The organism is Actinosynnema sp. ALI-1.44, assembly GCF_001984155.1.
Taxonomy (GTDB): domain Bacteria; phylum Actinomycetota; class Actinomycetes; order Mycobacteriales; family Pseudonocardiaceae; genus Kibdelosporangium.
On the sequence record NZ_MTQO01000033.1, the window covers coordinates 106443 to 123108 of the forward strand.

Below are 16666 nucleotides of genomic sequence, written 5' to 3' on the forward strand. Positions count from 1 at the left end.
ATCATCTCCGTATGACACGAGCTGCGGAATTCACCGAGCGGACCCCCGCATCCACCACCCTTGATGACCCGTACCTGTTCGAGCGGGTCGAGTTCGTCACGGAGGAGGAGCCGGCTCCGGCGAGCCTCGTCTACCCGATGCCGTGTGGTGGATGTGGATGATTCGTGCTGGACAGCCCTGGCTCGGTGTCGGGCTGGGCTACCGCCAGGATCTCCACGACGCGATTTTCGCGCGGTCCGGCTCGATCGACTGCCTGGAAGTCATCTCTGAGCAGTATCTCGCCGCAGCGCCGGCGCAACGAGAGCGACTTCGTGTTCTTCGCGAGCGGTTCCCGGTGGTGCCACACGGAATCGAGCTGTCGATCGGGACGGCGGGACCGCTCGACCTTCAGTACCTTGACGATCTCGCGCGGTTGGTCGTGGCCATGGACGCGCCTTGGTGCAGTGACCACCTGTCCTTCACCCGGGCAGGCGACCTGGCGATCGGTCAGCTCACCCCGTTGGTCCGAACTCGCGAGCACGCCACAGCTGTGGCCGTCAAGGCAGCTCAGGTTCAACGACATGTCGGTGTGCCGTTCCTGCTCGAGAACATCACCTACTACCTGGACTTCCCGGCCGAGCTCTCCGAGGCGGAGTTCATCACCGAAGTCGTCGAGCAGGCCGACTGCGGTCTGTTGCTCGATCTGACGAACGTCTTCGTCAACTCGGTCAACCACCACTTCGACCCGGTCGAGTTTGTTGCCGCGATTCCGCTCGAACGCGTTGTTCAGCTCCACCTGGCTGGCGGGCAGTGGTCCGGGGACACGCTGGTGGACACCCACTCCGCTCCCGTACCCGAACAGGTGTGGCAGTTGCTGGACCACGTGGCCGACCGGCTGTCCTCGTTGCGGTGCGTGATCCTTGAACGGGACCAGGAATTCCCGGACGAGTTCGACGAGCTGCTGGCCGACCTGACGCGCGCGCGTCAAACGTTCGACCTGGTGCGCGGCGGATGACAGACGACGGCTTCCAGCGAGCACTCGCCGAACTGCTGACTGTCCCCGGGACGCGACGCATGCTGGATGACGCCGCGGACGGGTTCGCCGCACGATTCGCACTGACAGCAGACGAACTTGGTCTGCTGCTCGGCACCAACAGGTCGCGACTGGACCTGACCGCGCGGTCGATCGTCGGCAAACGCCTCGACTTCGTCCGCAGGGCGCTGCCCGCCACGATGAGCGCCCTGCCGGCCAGGTCGCACCAGGGGTTGTTCGCCGACTTCATCGGCCGCTGCCCGCCTGTCGAGCCTGCCGAGCACGGGGCACGACCGATCGGCGAAGCGCGGCGGTTCGCGGACTACTTGCGTGACTGCGGTCCGGCCGGTGTCCCGCTGGCCGCAGACCTGGCTGAGTACGAGGTACTCCGTGCGGAGGCTCAGTTCGGTCAGCCCACGAGCTCGGACAGACTTCTTGGCGGCCACGTTCGACTGGGCCACTTCACCTTTGACGTGATCACTCTGTATGACGGCTGGCGTCGCGCCGGCCGGGTGCAGGCCGAACCAACGCCACGCCCGACGTGGCTCGCGGTGGTACGTGCCAGCGAGAGTTCCGCGCTGGCTTGCTTCCGATTGGGCGAGCGGGCGTACGCGGTCCTGGATCGGCTGGGTCGCGGGGAGTTTGCGCCGGACAGTGAGGTCGAGCGTGCGGTGCTACGGCTGGCGCAACAGGAAGGTTGGCTGACGGATGCGGGGTGTTAGATGCGTGTCTGTGCGGTGGTGAAGTACCCACCGATCCAAGGTGGGGTCAGTGCGAACGCCTACTGGATGGCCCGGTCGTTGGCCGAGTCGGGGCATCGGGTGGATGTGGTCACCAACGCCGGTGAGGTCGAGGACGCTTACCGGATCTTCTTGGGCGAACAGGACCTGGCGCGATTGGAGGCGTCCTTCCCGAACGGTGGACAGGTGCGGGTGATCACCTCCGGCAGGTTCGAAGGGTCTCGTGCGGCGGTGCCCGCCAGCGACTCGTACGTCACGAAACTGGCCGGGTTGGCGATGGAGACGGTCCGTGCCCACGACGCCGATGTCCTGTTCTCCAACTACTTCGAGCCCTACGGGATCAGTGCCCACCTGGCCTCGACCTGGACGGGCGTACCGCACGTCACGAAGCACGCGGGCAGTGACCGTGTTCGTCTGATGGACCACCCGGAACTCGGGTTGGTGTACCGCGAGGTGGTGCGCGCGGCGCGCTTGGTCATCGGTGACCCGGACCTGGCCGGGCTGGGCGTCGACACTGAACGCATCGCCGAGTTCCCACCCGTGTACCTGCCTGCCGAGTTCACCCCCAACGGTCCGGTGGCCGATCTCGACGCGATGACCGCCGCGTGGTCGGGCTCGCCGTTCGTTCGAGCCCCGGCGTCGTTCGATCCTGGCAACGCCACCATCGGCATCTACGGCAAACTCGGCGCCGCAAAGGGAACCTATGACCTGGTGGCCGCGTTGGCCCGGCTACGGCGCCGTGGCGTGCGCTTCAACTTCCTCGCTGTGGCCGGCGGCGGGGAGCGAGGCTCGTTCCTGCGGGCGGTGGATCAGGCAGGCCTGACCGATGTGACGTGGACGTTGCCGTTCGTGCCGCACTGGAGAGTGCCCGAGATCCTGCGGGCCTGCACAGCTGTGTGCGTGCTGGAACGGGATTTCCCGGTGGAGATCCATCGACCGTCACTGCCCTACGAGGTCCTTGCCTGTGGGACGTGTGCCGTGGTGTCGGCTGCTGTGGCACGTACCCAACCTGCTCTTCCGTGGGCATCCGTCGCCCGTGTGGTTGACGATCCTCGTGACATCGACGCCTTGGCCGCAGTGCTCGACGACGTCATCAGCGATCCGGCCAGGGCCGCTGCGTTGGGGAGTCGCGGCGCCGACGTGCTGCCACGTCCTGATCCCGCTGAGTTCAGCGCTACCTACGAGGCCTTGTTCGATACGGCACGCACGGCCCCCACACGAACCGAATCGGGCCTCAGCGTCGACAGATTGCGCGATCTGGTGCGGCGCCACATGCCGGTGACCGTGCAGCAGCTACCCGCGCAGGTGGAACTGGCGATCACCGAGAGCGCCCGCGGTCAACGACTGGCCGGGAAGGCGGCAATCGCGGTCGCTTCGGCTGTGCTCGATCGCGTCGACGCGTGGGAAACGGTCACGTTGCGCGAGGTCGTTCGGTTCGAGCAACACCGACTGTGGCTCGCTGTCGATGCCGAACCGGAAGGTCGGCCAGTGTTTCCCCATCAGCACCACGCGGTCGATGGCGAGGCCGCAACCGCGTCGTCACGGCCTGTCCGGAGCAACTGGCTGAGATTCGAAGAGTTCGCAGTCGATGTGGTGCGCGCCCAGCACGCGATCACCAACACCCTGCCGTTGCCGCCGCAACCAGACCAGCCCGTGCTGCTGATGTTCCACAAACGCCGGAGTCTCAAAGGCCGGGCCTATCGGATCAACCGGCACACGCACGAACTCATCGACCTGTGCGACGGGATTCGCACAGTTGCCGAGATCTGCGATGTCGTTGGCCGACGGAACAACCTTCCGGTCGCCAAGGTCCGGGACCAACTGCACACGCTGGCCGCCACCGGTGTCATCAGCCCGCTCACCACCAACGGTCGCCGACGAGGGGAGCCAGAGTGATCAGCGGCCCCACAGGCATCGTGTGGGACGTCACGTACGCGTGCCCGCTTCGATGCACCCACTGCTATTCGGAGTCCGGACGGCGCCCGGCCCGGCAACTGACGCCCGGCGAGATGATCGAAGTCGCCGACGCGCTCATCTCCCTCGGGCCGAAAGCGGTGGCGATCACGGGCGGCGAACCCCTGCTGATCCGAACGCTGCCCGATGTCGTCCGCAGGTTCCGGGCCGCGGGCATGGGCGTAACCGTCTACACTGGAGGGTGGTTGCTCGATCGGACTGCCGCCGTCGATCTGCTCACCACGTGTACGCGCGTCAACGTCAGCATCGACGGTGCGACAGCCGAAGTCAATGATCGTATCCGCGGCCGCGCGGGCGCTTTCGACCGGGCGATGGACGCACTCGCCACACTGGACACCACCTATCGTGAGTTACGCGGCCTGGACATGGCGTTGGCCAGGTTAGGCATCGAGGTCACCGTCGTGCGCAGCAACTTCCTCCAACTCGGGGAGATCTGCGGGACGCTCGCGCGCGGGATTCCCAACCTGCGGTCTGTTGCCATGAGTGCGGCCATACCGACCGGACTTGCCAGCCGCACCGGTTTCGTCGAGCACGAACTGCTGACGAACGAGCATTTCGAGGAACTGGTCAGTCCGGAGTTCGCCGACCGTCTCCGTGCCTGCGCGCCACCGGGAGTACGGGTGGCCGTCACGGACAACCGCTTCCTGCGCAACGATCCCGCGTCCCTGGCTGCCGGGACAGTCCCGATGATGCAGGTGGAGCCGGACGGTGCGGTGCGCGCCATGGCCATCTACGAAGGAACCATTGGCAATCTGCTCACCGACGACCCCGCGGAACTCTGGAATCGATGCGTCGAACGGTGGAGCGATCCGTTCGTGGTGCGCACGCTGTCGGCGGCAGGCACCATGGAATCGTGGGCCGCGGCCGCCCGCCGGATCGACTACCGCTTCGGCACGGACGAGGACCGTGCCCGTATCGACCGCAGGCCTGCCTATCTGCCCCACTGAGTCCTCGCGGTGGCTCGCGCTCGTGCTCTTCGTGCTGGCGGCAGTTTCCCGATCGCCCGAGCGCGCTGCCTCTTCGGGACCCGAACTGGGCATTCGATCGGTGTGTCCACACCACCTGCCGCGTCGGCCGATAGCCTCGAATGGCATGGGCTGCTCAGGTTTGGGGGTGGGTGAAAATTGTTTCCGGCAAACGGAAAACTGCGCTTTGAGCTCCTTGGTGTCCTGCGGGCCTCACGTGACGGCGTCCACTTCAACATAGGTCCTCCGCAGCAACGTGTCGTGCTGGGAGTGCTTCTGATGCATGCCGGCCGACCGCTCAGCCGGGAACAGATCATCGAGGCGGTATGGGGTTCGGCGGCGCCTTCCTACGCGGTGAACCTGGTTCAGAAGTACGTGTCCGGGATCCGCCGGAGCCTGGAGCCGGACCGATCCGGTCCTGCCGGGCCGAGCCTGCTGACCTGGACCGACGCCGGCTACTTGCTGTCCACGCGTTCCGCCAGCCTGGACCTGGCGGAATTCGACAGTGGCGTGGAGCGGGCCGCTGCAGCCAGGGCCACCGGCGACCTCGAAACGGCGGCGAGGGCGATTCGCGGCGCGTTGTCGTTGTGGCGCGGGCCTTTCTGCGACGGCCTGACCAATCCGTTTCTCGCGGCGCACCGGGAGCTCCTCGCCGAACGACGGATCAGTCTGCTCGAGGATCGGATCGAGATCGATCTGGCTTTCGGGGCGGGCAGTGAGGTGGTCGCCGAGCTACGCGCCTTGGTCGCCGCGCATCCGTTGCGCGAACGGCTGCGCGGGTCACTCATGATCGCGCTGTACAGATCGGAGCGCCAAGCCGAGGCTCTGGCCGAGTTCCACGAAGCTCACCGGTACCTGCGCGACGAGCTGGGTATTGCGCCGGGCACCAGGCTCCATCACCTGTACCAACAGATCCTCAGTTCCGACGCGGACCTCGTCGCGTCATCGGTTCCTCGAACGCCACTGCCCCGCTACCCGCGTGTTCCCGGTGGCGACACGAAGTGGATCGACTGACCTACTGTCCGGTGCCCCGCCTACGCCGCATCCACGACCTCAGACATCCTGGGCAGGCGGGCACATGCACGTTCGAAGGCATCGTCGTCTACCTTGCTCGCGCTGATCGGACCAGGTCGGTGATGGGCCAGGTCGGCAGGCCCGTGTCACCGACGGCGGATCGGTCCCGTGCGGGCTCCGGACGTTGACTCCACTCGGGATCGACCTGCCGAGCTTTTCGCACGAGTTCCGACCGTCGCCGACAGCCGAGCTTGCCGCGGATGTTCTCGAGGTGACGGTTCACCGTGCGCACGGTGATTCCCAGTTCCTCGGCGATCTCCCGGTTGTCGTACGCCCTCCCGACGCAGGTCAGCACTTCCCGTTCCCGCCGGGTGAGCGCAGGGGCGCGAGTGTCGGCAGGCGGCGGGGAATCGTCCGACTGCACCAGTTCGAGCACCTGCCGTCGAACCCGCTGGCACGCGTCGACTTCCACCGAACCGAGAACTCTGTCGAACATGTCTTCCTCCCGACGAACGTTGATCCGTAGATACCGCGACACCGTGCGCTACGGGGACCCCACTCATAGTCGCAGCGGAGCTGGAGTTGGGGCTGGAACAAGCGCTGGAACGAGCGCTGGAACCTCGGCCGCTCGCTCGAGAACCACCGAAGACAACCGCGAAATGGGTTTTCTTGGACCTGGTTCGGTTGTCGGCAGCAGGTGGAGAATTGGTCAGGCGGGTCCAGGAAACCCGCGGACCCGGCGCCGCCGGTGATCCTGTGGTAACGAGAAGGGGATGGCAATGAAGAAGATGAAGAAGGTCGTCGTTCGCAAGACCGGCTCCGTCCGCCTGACCAGCCCGTGCAATACCTACGGAGCGCTCGCTTTCTGATCGGTTTCCCAAGCCGGCACAAAGGAAGTCGGCGGCACCCGTGGATCTCGCCACGGGTGCCGCCGTTCCCGGAGAGACAGCAGTGGAGCAGCCATGTCCCGGACACACCTTTCCTTCCACCGGCTCACCGTTGTGGACGAGGGCGACGAGGTCGTGATCGGACGGCCGGACACCGACTCGTACGCGGTCTTTCCCCAGTCAGCCGGCGAACTGCTCGTCAAACTCTGTGACGGCATGAGCATCTCCGAGGCGGCCGACTGGTACGAGGCCCGTGAGGGAGAACCGGTCGACATGGACGACTTCGTCGACACCCTCACGGAACTCGGCTTCCTGCGGGACAGCCCGGACAACACCGAGCAACCGGCCCCGGCTGCCACACCGGTACGTCTCGTCTGGCTCGGCAGGGCACTCTTCGCCCCAGCGGCAATGGCGTGCTACGTCGCTCTCGCAGTGTGCTGTGCCTGGGTCCTCATCACGGTTCCGCAGGTCCGTCCACAACCCTTGAACCTGTTCTTCACCGACTCACTGCTGGTGATCGAGGTGATCCTGCTGATCGGCGGGACTGTCGGAATGGGCATTCACGAAGGGTTCCATGTACTTGCCGGTCGGCGGCTCGGCATGCCGAGCAGGCTCAGCATCGGGGCCCGCCTGTACTTCGTCGTCTTCGAGACGACCCTGCAGGGTCTGCTCGGCGTTCCTCGCAGGAAGCGTTATCTGCCCTTCCTCGCAGGCATGCTGGCCGACGGCGTGTTGTTCTGCGCTCTCACCCTGATCGCCGCGCTCCTGCACGATCCCTCGCAGGTGCTGCCCTGGTCCGGACGACTGGCGCTCGCGCTCGCGTTTCTGACGATGCTGCGGTTCGCCTGGCAGTTCTACTTCTTCCTCAGAACCGACCTCTACTATGTCGTCACCACCGCACTGGGTTGTCAGGATCTGCACGGGGCTACCCGCGCGTACCTGCACAACCGGCTGCGCCGTTTCGTGTTCCGTCGATGGTCCGAAGTGGACGAGACAGCGTGGACGGAGCGCGACAGACGATTCGTCCCCGTGTACGGACCACTGATGATCGGCGGGGTGGTGGTGCTGCTCGGCATGGCGGCCGTTGCGATGCTGCCTGCCGCGCTGAAGGCGCTCGACATGCTCGCCGAAGGCCTGTTCGGCAGCGGTGCGGTAGCACGGGTCTTGGACGCGGTCGCCTTCCTGATCCTGGGGTTCGCCCCGGTCACGGTCGCGCTCGGCATCCACGTCCGGGCGTGGCTGCGCCGTCTCAACCGAAGGCGGTCGAACTCCGCACAGGGCCTGGCACAGAAGGGAAATCCATGAACACCTCGACCAAACACGTTTGGGTCACCGGCGAGTGTGCGGCGGTTCGCCTGCAGGCGATGGCGGCCTTGCCACCGGCAGACGTCTCGGTGAGCTGCCACCGGCTGCTGCGGGGTCCGTACACCGGCGTGAGTTCGGTACTCGCCGACCTGGTGCCGCGCATCCAGCGGCAGTGGCCGGACCTGGTGTGGGCGCACAGGTTCGCGATCCTGACTGTGGCGCCTCAGCTTGAGGACGTGATCGGCCCGGTAGAGAAGAACCTGACCATGTCGTCGACCGGGGAGGAGCGCACGCGCTACCAGGGCGGTCTTGGCAGGCGCGCCTCGCACGGAGTCACCGAACTGCTTGTCTCCTATGCCGTCCGGCGGGACCAGGGACCGCTCGTCCTGAACTTCGATGCCGTCGACGCGGCCGACTTCACCGACCAGGAGTTTTTGGCGATCCTGCTTCGCCGGGCCGCTCCTGATCAGGTCCACGTGCGGATTGGCGCGGCGCCGAGCACGCTGCCAGACGAGCTGGTTTCCGCGCTACAGGCGCACACCGACCCCAAGCACGTGCCCGGTGCGGAACCGCCGCCGGTACGCGGCGACGACGAATTGCTGCATGCCTTCATCGAATCAGGCGGCACCAGCGACGATCCCGCCGAGCGCGACGCCTGGTTGCGCGCGGACGCCGGACGCCGCGCGGCACTGCACGACGCGCAGGCTGACAGGCTCATACGGACAGGGGACTTCGGTCATCGGCTTGGCGCTGTTCCATACCACCTCGAACACGGCAGCGACCCCGGCGGAGCCGGTGTCGCCGCGTTCGAGGTCGCGGTGAACCACTGCATCGGAAACGGGCTCTACGAGGCGGCCCGTGAGCTGGCCACCCGGGCGTGTGCGATCACCGACCCGGTGCGCCAGCACCGGGAGTACTGCCTGTTCGTGGCGAAAATGGCGTTGAGTATCAGTCCCACGGAGCCGGATCAGGCGGAGAAGATGCTCAACGACCTCCGCAGGCGTTATCCGTATCCGAAAGTGCACATGTCGACCAGCTACTCGATTGCCATGCTGTACACCAAGTTCTATCCGCCCGCGCGCAGGGACCACGCTGTGGCCAAGGCGTTCGCGCAGAACGGGATCGCCATCGCGTCGAGCACGCCGAACCCACAGGATCGGGCGTTCTACACGGCTTTCCACCGTAACGGCTTGGCCCTCATCGAGCTCAACACGGGTAACCTCACCGAAGCGCTTCGACTGGTCACCTCCGGGATCGAGCTGTTGGAACAGGAGTTGCCCGCGGACAAACACCAGCTGCATCACTCGGTGCTGTTCCACAACAGGGCACGCCTGCACCAGGCACTCGGTATGTTCGACGAAGCAAAGCGCGACTTCGACCGCGCGATCGAGCTCGACCCGAACTTCTCCGAATACCTGTACGACCGCGGCAGCCTCGCCCGGTTGCGCGGCGACGCCGACGCGGCCATCGCGGACTACGAGAAGGCGATGAGCCTGAGTGCTCCGTATCCGGAGGCGTATTACAGCCGCGGCGACACCCGGGCGAGCAACGGCGACACCACGGGCGCGCTCGCCGACTTCGACTACGTGCTCGAGCTCGAGCCGGATCACGTCGACGCGCTGATCAACCGGGCCGCGCTGCTGCTCGAATCCGGCGACGTGGACCGGGCGGCGGCAGATGTCCAGCGCGGTCTCGGGCTCGCACCCGACAGCGCACATCTGCTGTGTGCCCAAGGTCTGATCGCACTGGAGACCGGTGATCACCCAGCTGCCAGGACCTCCTTCCAGGCCGCGCTCGCCGTAGATCCGGCCATGCACGCCGCCTTGGTCAACCACGCCGTACTCGACTACGAGGAGGGCGACTTCGACGCCGCGGTCGAGAAGCTCACCGGCGCGCTGGACCACGTAAACGATGACCCCGACCTGTGGTTCAACCGTGGTGTCGCGCACCAGGCCGCTGAGCGGTACGCGGCGGCGATTGACGACTACACCGCCGCGCTGGCCCTGCCGGGCGCCGACCGCGCGGAGTTGCAGCGGCAAAGCGACCTTTGCCGGACGGCCATGGGCACGCCGCTCACCCCGGCAGGCACCCAATGACCGTCGACGCACGGCGATTCCGTGACGCCCTGGCCCGGGTGCCGACCTCGGTCGCGGTGGTGACCACCGTGACCGGGGACCGGCACCCGTACGGGGTAACTATCGGTTCGCTGTGCTCGCTTTCCCTCGATCCCCAGCTCGTGATGTTCTCCCTGGACCGACGCAGCCGGTCACATGCCGTGTTCGCGGAAACCACCCGGTTCGTGGTGAACGTGTTGAGCGAGGGCCAGGCTCCGCTTGCCCGCCGGTTCGCCACCAGCGGGGTCGACCGGTTCGCCGATGGAGCTGCCATCACCCGCGGCGCATACGGGCTGCCGATCATCCCTGACGCGCTAGTGACAGTTCTGTGCACGCGCTACCGGGTGATGCGCGCCGGCGACCACGGCATCGTCGTGGGTCTGGTGCACGAGGCCGAACTGCGGCAGGGGCATCCGCTGTTGTACTGCGACCGCAGCTACCGCGGTCTGACCGACCGTCGGCACAACGCGGTGCCGGCTCCGTAGGAGGTGCTACTGACATGGGAGTGGGTCGCCGCCAGGATGACAGCACGATCAGGCAGGTGATCGCCGACGTTCTCGGTGTGGAGTCGGTGTCGATGTCCGACAATCCGTTCGATCTCGGGCTGACCTCCATTCAGGCCATCCGGATCTGCGCGCGGATCCGGCATGACCTCAGCCTCGATCCGGCGCCCGAATGCCTGCTGGGCAGTGCGACGGTCGCCGGTTTCGTCGCGACCGTGCGGGGACGTGGATGAACGGCACCGGAACTGTTCACGGCGCAGTGGCGCGGCAGGCACGACTGCGGCCACAAGCGACGGCGGTCGTGTGCGGTGCCGATCGCGTTAGCTACGCCGAACTGGACCGGCGCGCCGACGCCTACGCGGCGGAGCTCATCAGTTCCGGCGTGCGGCCCGGCGGCATGGTGCCGGTTCTGCTGCCCAGGTCGGTGGACCTGGTCGTGGCACTGCTCGCCGTCCTCAAATGCGGGGCGGCCTATGCGGTGCCGGACCTCCGCTGGCCGCACGTACGGGTCCAGGACGTGATCGACCAGCTGGACCCGCCGCTGGTGATCACACGCCCACCGATGTGGGATCCCGGCCGGGTTGACCACATCAGGCCGGCACCCGACGACGAGGACGCGGCGGCGACGGTCTTCTTCACCTCCGGCACGACCGGTCGCGCGAAAGGTGTCATCTCCCCGCACCGCGCCACCATGCGGCTGTTCGCGCAACCGTCTGTGCGGTTGCCGATCGGCCGGACGATGCCGCAGGTCGCGCCCGGCTGTTGGGACGCCTTCAGCCTGGAGTTGTGGGGAATGCTGGCCACGGGCGGCACATCGGTCATCGTCGAGACCGATTTTCTGCTGCCACAGCACCTGCGCGCGCTGACCGTTGACACCATCTTTCTCACCTCGGCGTTGTTCGAGGTGGCCGTGGACGAGGACATCGACTGTTTCGCCGGCATCGCAACGGTCCTGACCGGCGGAGAGCGGATGTCGCAGGACCACGCGCGGCGATTCCTCCGGCGGTTCCCGACCTCGACTCTGATCAACTGCTACGGCCCGGTGGAGACGTGCGTGTTCGTGACCGCGCACCGTGTTCGTCCCGAGGACTGCGCCGCCGCCGGGGGCGTACCGGTCGGCCTCCCGATGCCGCATACGGAGGTGCATGTTCTCACCCGGACCGGCATGGCCGCCGTCGGTGCGATCGGCGAAATCGGTGTGTCCGGGCACGGCTTGGCGCTGGGGTACCTGAACGCACCCGCTCTGACACGAGAACGGTTCGTCACCGTGGAGGTGGACGGACTGCCACGCCGGGTGTACCGAACCGGTGACCTCGGCCAGGTGACCGACCAGGGGGTGCTGCATTTCAGGGGGCGGCTGGACCGGCAGGTCAAGATCGCGGGCCACCGGGTCGAACCGGCGGAGCTGGAGGCGGTGTCGATGAGCGTGCCCGGCGTACGCACCTCTCGGGTGATGCCGGTGCTGGCGGAAGGCGGCGGTCGGAATGGGCTGGCACTGTACTACACGGCGGATCCCGGTGCACCGGCTCCGGCGGCGCTGCGCAGGTATCTGGCGTCGCGGCTGCCGTCCTACCTCGTGCCGCACACCGTCCGCCGGATCGACGCCTTCCCTTTCAGCGCGACAGGCAAGATCGACACCGAAGCACTGCTGGAGCTCTGATGCACTACCCCATGTCGGCCGAACAGGAGGGCATCTGGCTCAGCGACCAACTTCAGGAGAAAGCCTCACGTTTCGTCGTGCCCTGGGTGCACCGGTTGCGTGGCAGGGTCGACTCCGCTGCGCTGACGTATGCGCTGTCCGCCGTCGTCCGGCGGCACGAGCCGCTGCGCAGCAGACTCACGGTCCTGGCTGGGCGCCCGGTTCAGGTGGTGTGCGCCGCAGAGCCGGTCCGGCTACGGATCATGGACGTGGGCGAGGCGGACCTGGACGCGGTGTTGCATCAGGTTGTGCGACAACCGCTTCCGCTCGACCGGTCGCCTCTGCTGCATGCGACGTTGCTGCGCGTCGGTGCCGAGGAGGCCGTACTCTGTCTCGCCATCCACCACGCGGTGCTCGACGGCTGGTCGCTCGGCTTACTCAACCACGAGATCAGCGAGTACTACGCGGAGGCGGTCGGCGCGGCTCCGGCACGGGTCCCGCACATCGCCTTGCGGTACGGAGAGCACACGCGCCGCGCTGTCGTCACAAGCCGTGACCTCCAGTTCTGGCGCGCGACCCTGCACGGTGTTCCGGCGCAGACGACGGTGCCGCCGGACCGGCAACGGCCAGCCACACTGGGTGTGGCGGGTGGCTGGGTTCCCGTTGTGATGGACGGACGGATCGGCGCCGTTGTACGCCGGTTCGCGCGGCAGGCCAGAGTAACGCCGTTCGCGGTGCTGATGAGTGCTCTCTCGGTTCTGGTGGGGAGGTTGAGCGGGCAGCAGGACACAGTCATCGGGACTCCCGTGTCTCGCAGGGACACCACCGAACTGGAGCCGCTGATCGCGTGTCTCACCGATGTCATGCCGGTACGGGCCCGTCCGGCGCCGGAGACATCTTTCGCCGAGTTCGTCGCGTCCGTCGCGCAGGCTGTGCGGGACATGATCGCTCATCGGCACGTGTCCTATCGCGATCTGGTGCGCGAGTGCGTTGCCGACTGGTCATTGAGCGGGTCACCGCTTTTCCAGATCGTGTTGACGCTCGACGACGCTCCGCCGTCCGGCCTCGTGCTCCCCGGGGTGACCGCTGAGCAGTTGCCGGTGCACAACGGGACAGCCAAGTACGACCTGTTCCTTGACCTGGCAGCCGTCGCGGGCGGGTTCTCCGGTGGGCTGGAGTACTCGACCGAGCTGTTTGACCGCTCGACCGCCGAGCGGTTCGTCTCGCGGTGGCAGACCGTGCTGGTCGCCGCGCTGGCCGAGCCGCGGCAGCCGATCGGCGATCTCGACATTCTCCTTGTAGGCGAACGTGTCCAGCTTGGCTGGTGGTCCACGACTCGACCGGCTGTGGTGCGACCGCTGGCGCACGAGGCGTTCCTCGATCAGGCACGTGCCGCGCCGGACCGCGTGGCCGTCATCGATGATCGCCGCAGCCTCTCGTACGGTGAACTGGCAGCACGGTCTGATGCGCTCGCCGCACGGTTGGGACCGGGACCGCCAGGGCGACGCGTCGCGGTCCTGTTGCGACGTTCAGCAGAACTACCGCTCGCGATGCTCGCGATCATGAGGGCAGGTGCGTGTTGTGTGGTCATTGACCCTGACCTCCCGGCCGAGCGGATCGCGTTCATGCTGGGGGACAGCGGGGCGACAACCGTGATCACCCGCCAATCGAAGGCCATTGCGCACGGACCGTGGCGACTGGTACTGATCGACGACCCCACCGACGGGACGACCCATCCGCCCGAGATCAGCCCCGAGGACCTCGCTTACGTGGTCTACACCTCCGGTTCGACAGGGCTGCCCAAAGGGGTCGCCATGCCGCACAGGTCGTTGGCGAACCTCGTCGCGTGGCAGGTGCGTACCTCCGGCTGCGGTGCGGGCACGCGGACGATGCAGGCCGCCACCCCGGGCTTCGACGTTGTCTTTCAGGAAGTCTTCGCCACGTGGGCGGCTGGTGGCACGCTGGTCGTCGCGGAGGGGCGGCGGGACGCGGAACGACTGCTCGACCTGGTCGAGCGCCATCGGGTGAACCGCGTCTTCCTCGGCTTCTTCGCGCTGCAACAGGTCGCCGAATACGCGGTTGCGACGAACCGTGCGGTGCCCAGCCTCCGCGAGGTGATCAGTTCGGGAGAACAGGTGCACGTCACCCCGGCGATTCGGGTGTTCTTCCAGCGTATCGGCGCCTCGCTGGAAAACCAGTACGGGCCTTCCGAGACACATGTGGTGACCGCCGAGCGGCTCGCCGGCCCACCGGCGTCCTGGCCGACGCGGCCACCGATCGGTCGACCCGTCGACGGCGCCGAAGTGCGAGTGCTGGACGATCGGCTCCGTCCGCAGCCTGCCGGGGTCATCGGTGAGATCTACGTCGCCGGCGTGCCGGTCGCTGACGGCTACATCGGCCATCCTGAGCTGACCAGGGAACGGTTCGAGCGCCATGCCGATGTGCCGCTGTACCGGACGGGGGACCTCGGCAGGCTGCTGCCTGACGGACGGATCGAGTTCGTCGGCCGGACCGACCACCAGGTCAAGGTCCGCGGCTTCCGGGTGGAACTCGGTGAGGTCGAATCGGTGCTCAAGGAGATCGCGGGCATTCGTGACGCCGTGGTCGTCGCGCACGACGGCGCACTCGTCGCGTACTACATCGGTGACCACGAACCCCAGCGGCTGCGGGAAGCCATGGCGCGCCGCCTTCCTGGCCACGCGGTGCCGTTCCAGTTCGTTGCGGTCGACCACTTCCCGCTGACCACGAGCGGAAAGCCCGACAGGGCCGCACTCCGCCCTGTCCCGGCCAGGCGGTCCCACACTACGGTCCTTTCACCGCGGCAACAACGGATCGCCGACATCTGGGCGGAGCTTCTTGGTGTCGATGATGTTGGCGCCGATGACGACTTCTTCGCTCTCGGCGGGAACTCGCTGTCGGCAACGCGTGTCGCATTGCGACTGCGTGCCGAGCTAGCGGCGCCCATTCCGGTCGCCGCGATCTTCACCCACTCGACGGTCGCCCGCCTGACAACGCTGATCTCCGGAGGCCAGGACACAGCACACGTGGCGGTGCGCGAACTGGCCGACGACATCGGGCCGGTGCCGTCGAACGCTGTCATCGAACCGCGCGAAGTCCTGCTGACCGGTTCCACCGGCTTCCTTGGCGGATATCTGCTCCGCGAGCTCCTCACCCGTACCGAGGCGAGGGTGCACTGTCTGGTTCGCGGGGCGGGCCCGCACGTCAACATGATCCGGCTTGGCCTGTGGGAATCCAGCTGGGAAAACAGGGTCGTCGTGCACCGCGGCGACCTCGCGCGGCCGTTGCTCGGCCTGTCCACGGCCACGTTCGACGAGCTCGCGAGCACCGTCGACGTCATCTACCACGCCGGAGCCGTCGTCAACCTCACGTGGCCGTTCGAGCGCCTCATGAAGTCCAATGTGGATGGTACGGAAGAGGTACTGAGGCTGGCCGCGCACCGCAGGACTGTGCCCGTGCACCACGTGTCAACCGCGGGCGTGCACGTCGGTCCCGGCCGAGTGTGCGCGTCGGATCCGCTGCCGCCCATGGAGAAGCTGGACAATGGGTACGCGCTGAGCAAGTGGCAAGCCGAGCAGTTGCTCGCACAAGCCCGCGCGCGTGGCCTTCCGGTGTCGGTCTACCGGCCGACGAGGATCGCGCCGGACTCGACCTCGGGTGCCTGCGGTCACAAGGACTTCCTGTGGCTGGTGCTCAAGGCGTGCGTGCAGGCCGCCGCCGCACCGGCAGGCGTCGGCCTCGCGTTCGACCTTGTCGCCGTGGACTATGTCAGCGCCGCGATCGTCGGGCTGTCACGCCGGGAACCTGGGACATACCACCTCGCGAGCGAACGGCTCGTCCGGTTGACGGCTCTGGTGGACGAGCTTCGGGCCATCGGGTACCAGATTACGGACGTCGCATCGGCCGACTGGCTGCAGATGGTCGCCGCCGACCCGGCCAACGCGGCCTTCCCGCTGCTGGGTCTGCTGAGCACCGAGCTCACGTCGGCGGGCTCGGAAGGCACTGTGCTGGTGAGCGCCCACGAGACCCGCATGGCGCTTCGGGGGACAGGGATCGAGCCGCTCCCATTCGGCCGGGCAGGACTTCGGGCCGCCGTGTCCTACCTTCAGCGAACCGAATTCCTTCCTCCCGTCACAAGTACCTGACCGCGGCCCTTCGGTCCATCGCGAACGATGTGTCAGCTTGGATAGCGCGGCGAACCGGAATCGGTCTGGTGGCTCGTAGCGGAATTGGCCAGTCAGCTGTCGGCGGAGCACGGCGTTCTCATGCCGCAGCACGAGAAGCTCCGCGTCCTTCTCCGTCTCCCCGTGGAGCAGCACCGACGCGGCGGACAGCAAGTTCCAAGTCGCCTTGTACAGCAAAGACAGGTCTCGACCGCCGTTTCCAACCGGTGGCCGCGCAACGTCGGCAACACCCGGCCGACCGACGCCACGAACACCGCGCACGCCCCGACCAGGTCCACGAACTCCCCGGCGTGGGCGAGGGTTTCCAGCAC

At 66.9% G+C, this 16666-nt stretch carries 14 protein-coding genes; 12 read left to right on the forward strand and 2 right to left on the reverse strand.

The window, feature by feature from the left end; all coding sequences use genetic code 11:
* Positions 1-11 precede the first annotated feature (11 nt).
* From ALI144C_RS55340 to ALI144C_RS07305, 6 genes are all read left to right on the forward strand, one after another.
* Positions 12-161 (forward strand): hypothetical protein, encoded by a 150-nt coding sequence (locus ALI144C_RS55340; RefSeq protein ID WP_168211202.1) that lies wholly within the window; start codon positions 12-14, stop codon positions 159-161.
* Positions 158-994 carry a DUF692 domain-containing protein gene (locus ALI144C_RS07285; protein ID WP_202818876.1) on the forward strand — a complete coding sequence of 279 codons (837 nt, stop codon included), beginning with the start codon at positions 158-160 and terminating at the stop codon, positions 992-994. The genes ALI144C_RS55340 and ALI144C_RS07285 overlap by 4 nt, the downstream gene beginning before the upstream one ends.
* Positions 991-1734, forward strand: coding sequence for a hypothetical protein (locus ALI144C_RS07290; protein WP_076986237.1), 744 nt, complete (start codon positions 991-993; stop codon positions 1732-1734). The genes ALI144C_RS07285 and ALI144C_RS07290 overlap by 4 nt, the downstream gene beginning before the upstream one ends.
* On the forward strand, positions 1735-3648 hold the full coding sequence (locus ALI144C_RS07295) for a glycosyltransferase (protein ID WP_076986238.1): 1914 nt from the start codon (positions 1735-1737) through the stop codon (positions 3646-3648).
* Positions 3645-4673: a radical SAM protein gene (locus tag ALI144C_RS07300; protein ID WP_083752813.1), complete on the forward strand. Its 1029-nt coding sequence runs from the start codon at positions 3645-3647 to the stop codon at positions 4671-4673. The genes ALI144C_RS07295 and ALI144C_RS07300 overlap by 4 nt, the downstream gene beginning before the upstream one ends.
* 177 nt (positions 4674-4850) lie before the next feature.
* Complete coding sequence (locus ALI144C_RS07305) at positions 4851-5705, forward strand: AfsR/SARP family transcriptional regulator (protein ID WP_269086656.1); 855 nt, start codon at positions 4851-4853, stop codon at positions 5703-5705.
* Between the two features lie 88 nt (positions 5706-5793).
* On the opposite strand, the gene ALI144C_RS07310 is transcribed toward ALI144C_RS07305, so the two are convergent.
* Positions 5794-6201, reverse strand: coding sequence for a response regulator transcription factor (locus tag ALI144C_RS07310; RefSeq protein ID WP_076986240.1), 408 nt, complete (start codon positions 6199-6201; stop codon positions 5794-5796).
* Positions 6202-6667: 466 nt separating this feature from the next.
* Here ALI144C_RS07310 and ALI144C_RS55345 point away from each other — a divergent pair, with 466 nt between their 5' ends.
* The 6 genes from ALI144C_RS55345 to ALI144C_RS07340 are packed head-to-tail and all read left to right on the forward strand — an operon-like array spanning position 6668 to position 16316.
* Positions 6668-7897: a hypothetical protein gene (locus tag ALI144C_RS55345; RefSeq protein ID WP_076986241.1), complete on the forward strand. Its 1230-nt coding sequence runs from the start codon at positions 6668-6670 to the stop codon at positions 7895-7897.
* Positions 7894-9993, forward strand: a complete 2100-nt coding sequence (locus ALI144C_RS07320; protein WP_076986242.1) for a tetratricopeptide repeat protein — start codon at positions 7894-7896, stop codon at positions 9991-9993. Before ALI144C_RS55345 ends, ALI144C_RS07320 begins: the two co-directional genes overlap by 4 nt.
* Positions 9990-10496 carry a flavin reductase family protein gene (locus ALI144C_RS07325; protein ID WP_076986243.1) on the forward strand — a complete coding sequence of 169 codons (507 nt, stop codon included), beginning with the start codon at positions 9990-9992 and terminating at the stop codon, positions 10494-10496. The genes ALI144C_RS07320 and ALI144C_RS07325 overlap by 4 nt, the downstream gene beginning before the upstream one ends.
* A 14-nt stretch (positions 10497-10510) precedes the next feature.
* Positions 10511-10747, forward strand: coding sequence for a phosphopantetheine-binding protein (locus tag ALI144C_RS07330; protein WP_076986244.1), 237 nt, complete (start codon positions 10511-10513; stop codon positions 10745-10747).
* On the forward strand, positions 10744-12174 hold the full coding sequence (locus ALI144C_RS07335) for an AMP-binding protein (RefSeq protein WP_076986245.1): 1431 nt from the start codon (positions 10744-10746) through the stop codon (positions 12172-12174). Before ALI144C_RS07330 ends, ALI144C_RS07335 begins: the two co-directional genes overlap by 4 nt.
* Entirely contained in the window at positions 12174-16316 is a 4143-nt protein-coding gene (locus tag ALI144C_RS07340; RefSeq protein ID WP_076986246.1) for a non-ribosomal peptide synthetase, read from the forward strand. Before ALI144C_RS07335 ends, ALI144C_RS07340 begins: the two co-directional genes overlap by 1 nt.
* A 92-nt stretch (positions 16317-16408) precedes the next feature.
* On the opposite strand, the gene ALI144C_RS58955 is transcribed toward ALI144C_RS07340, so the two are convergent.
* Positions 16409-16666: a DUF6192 family protein gene (locus ALI144C_RS58955; RefSeq protein WP_441297540.1), complete on the reverse strand. Its 258-nt coding sequence runs from the start codon at positions 16664-16666 to the stop codon at positions 16409-16411.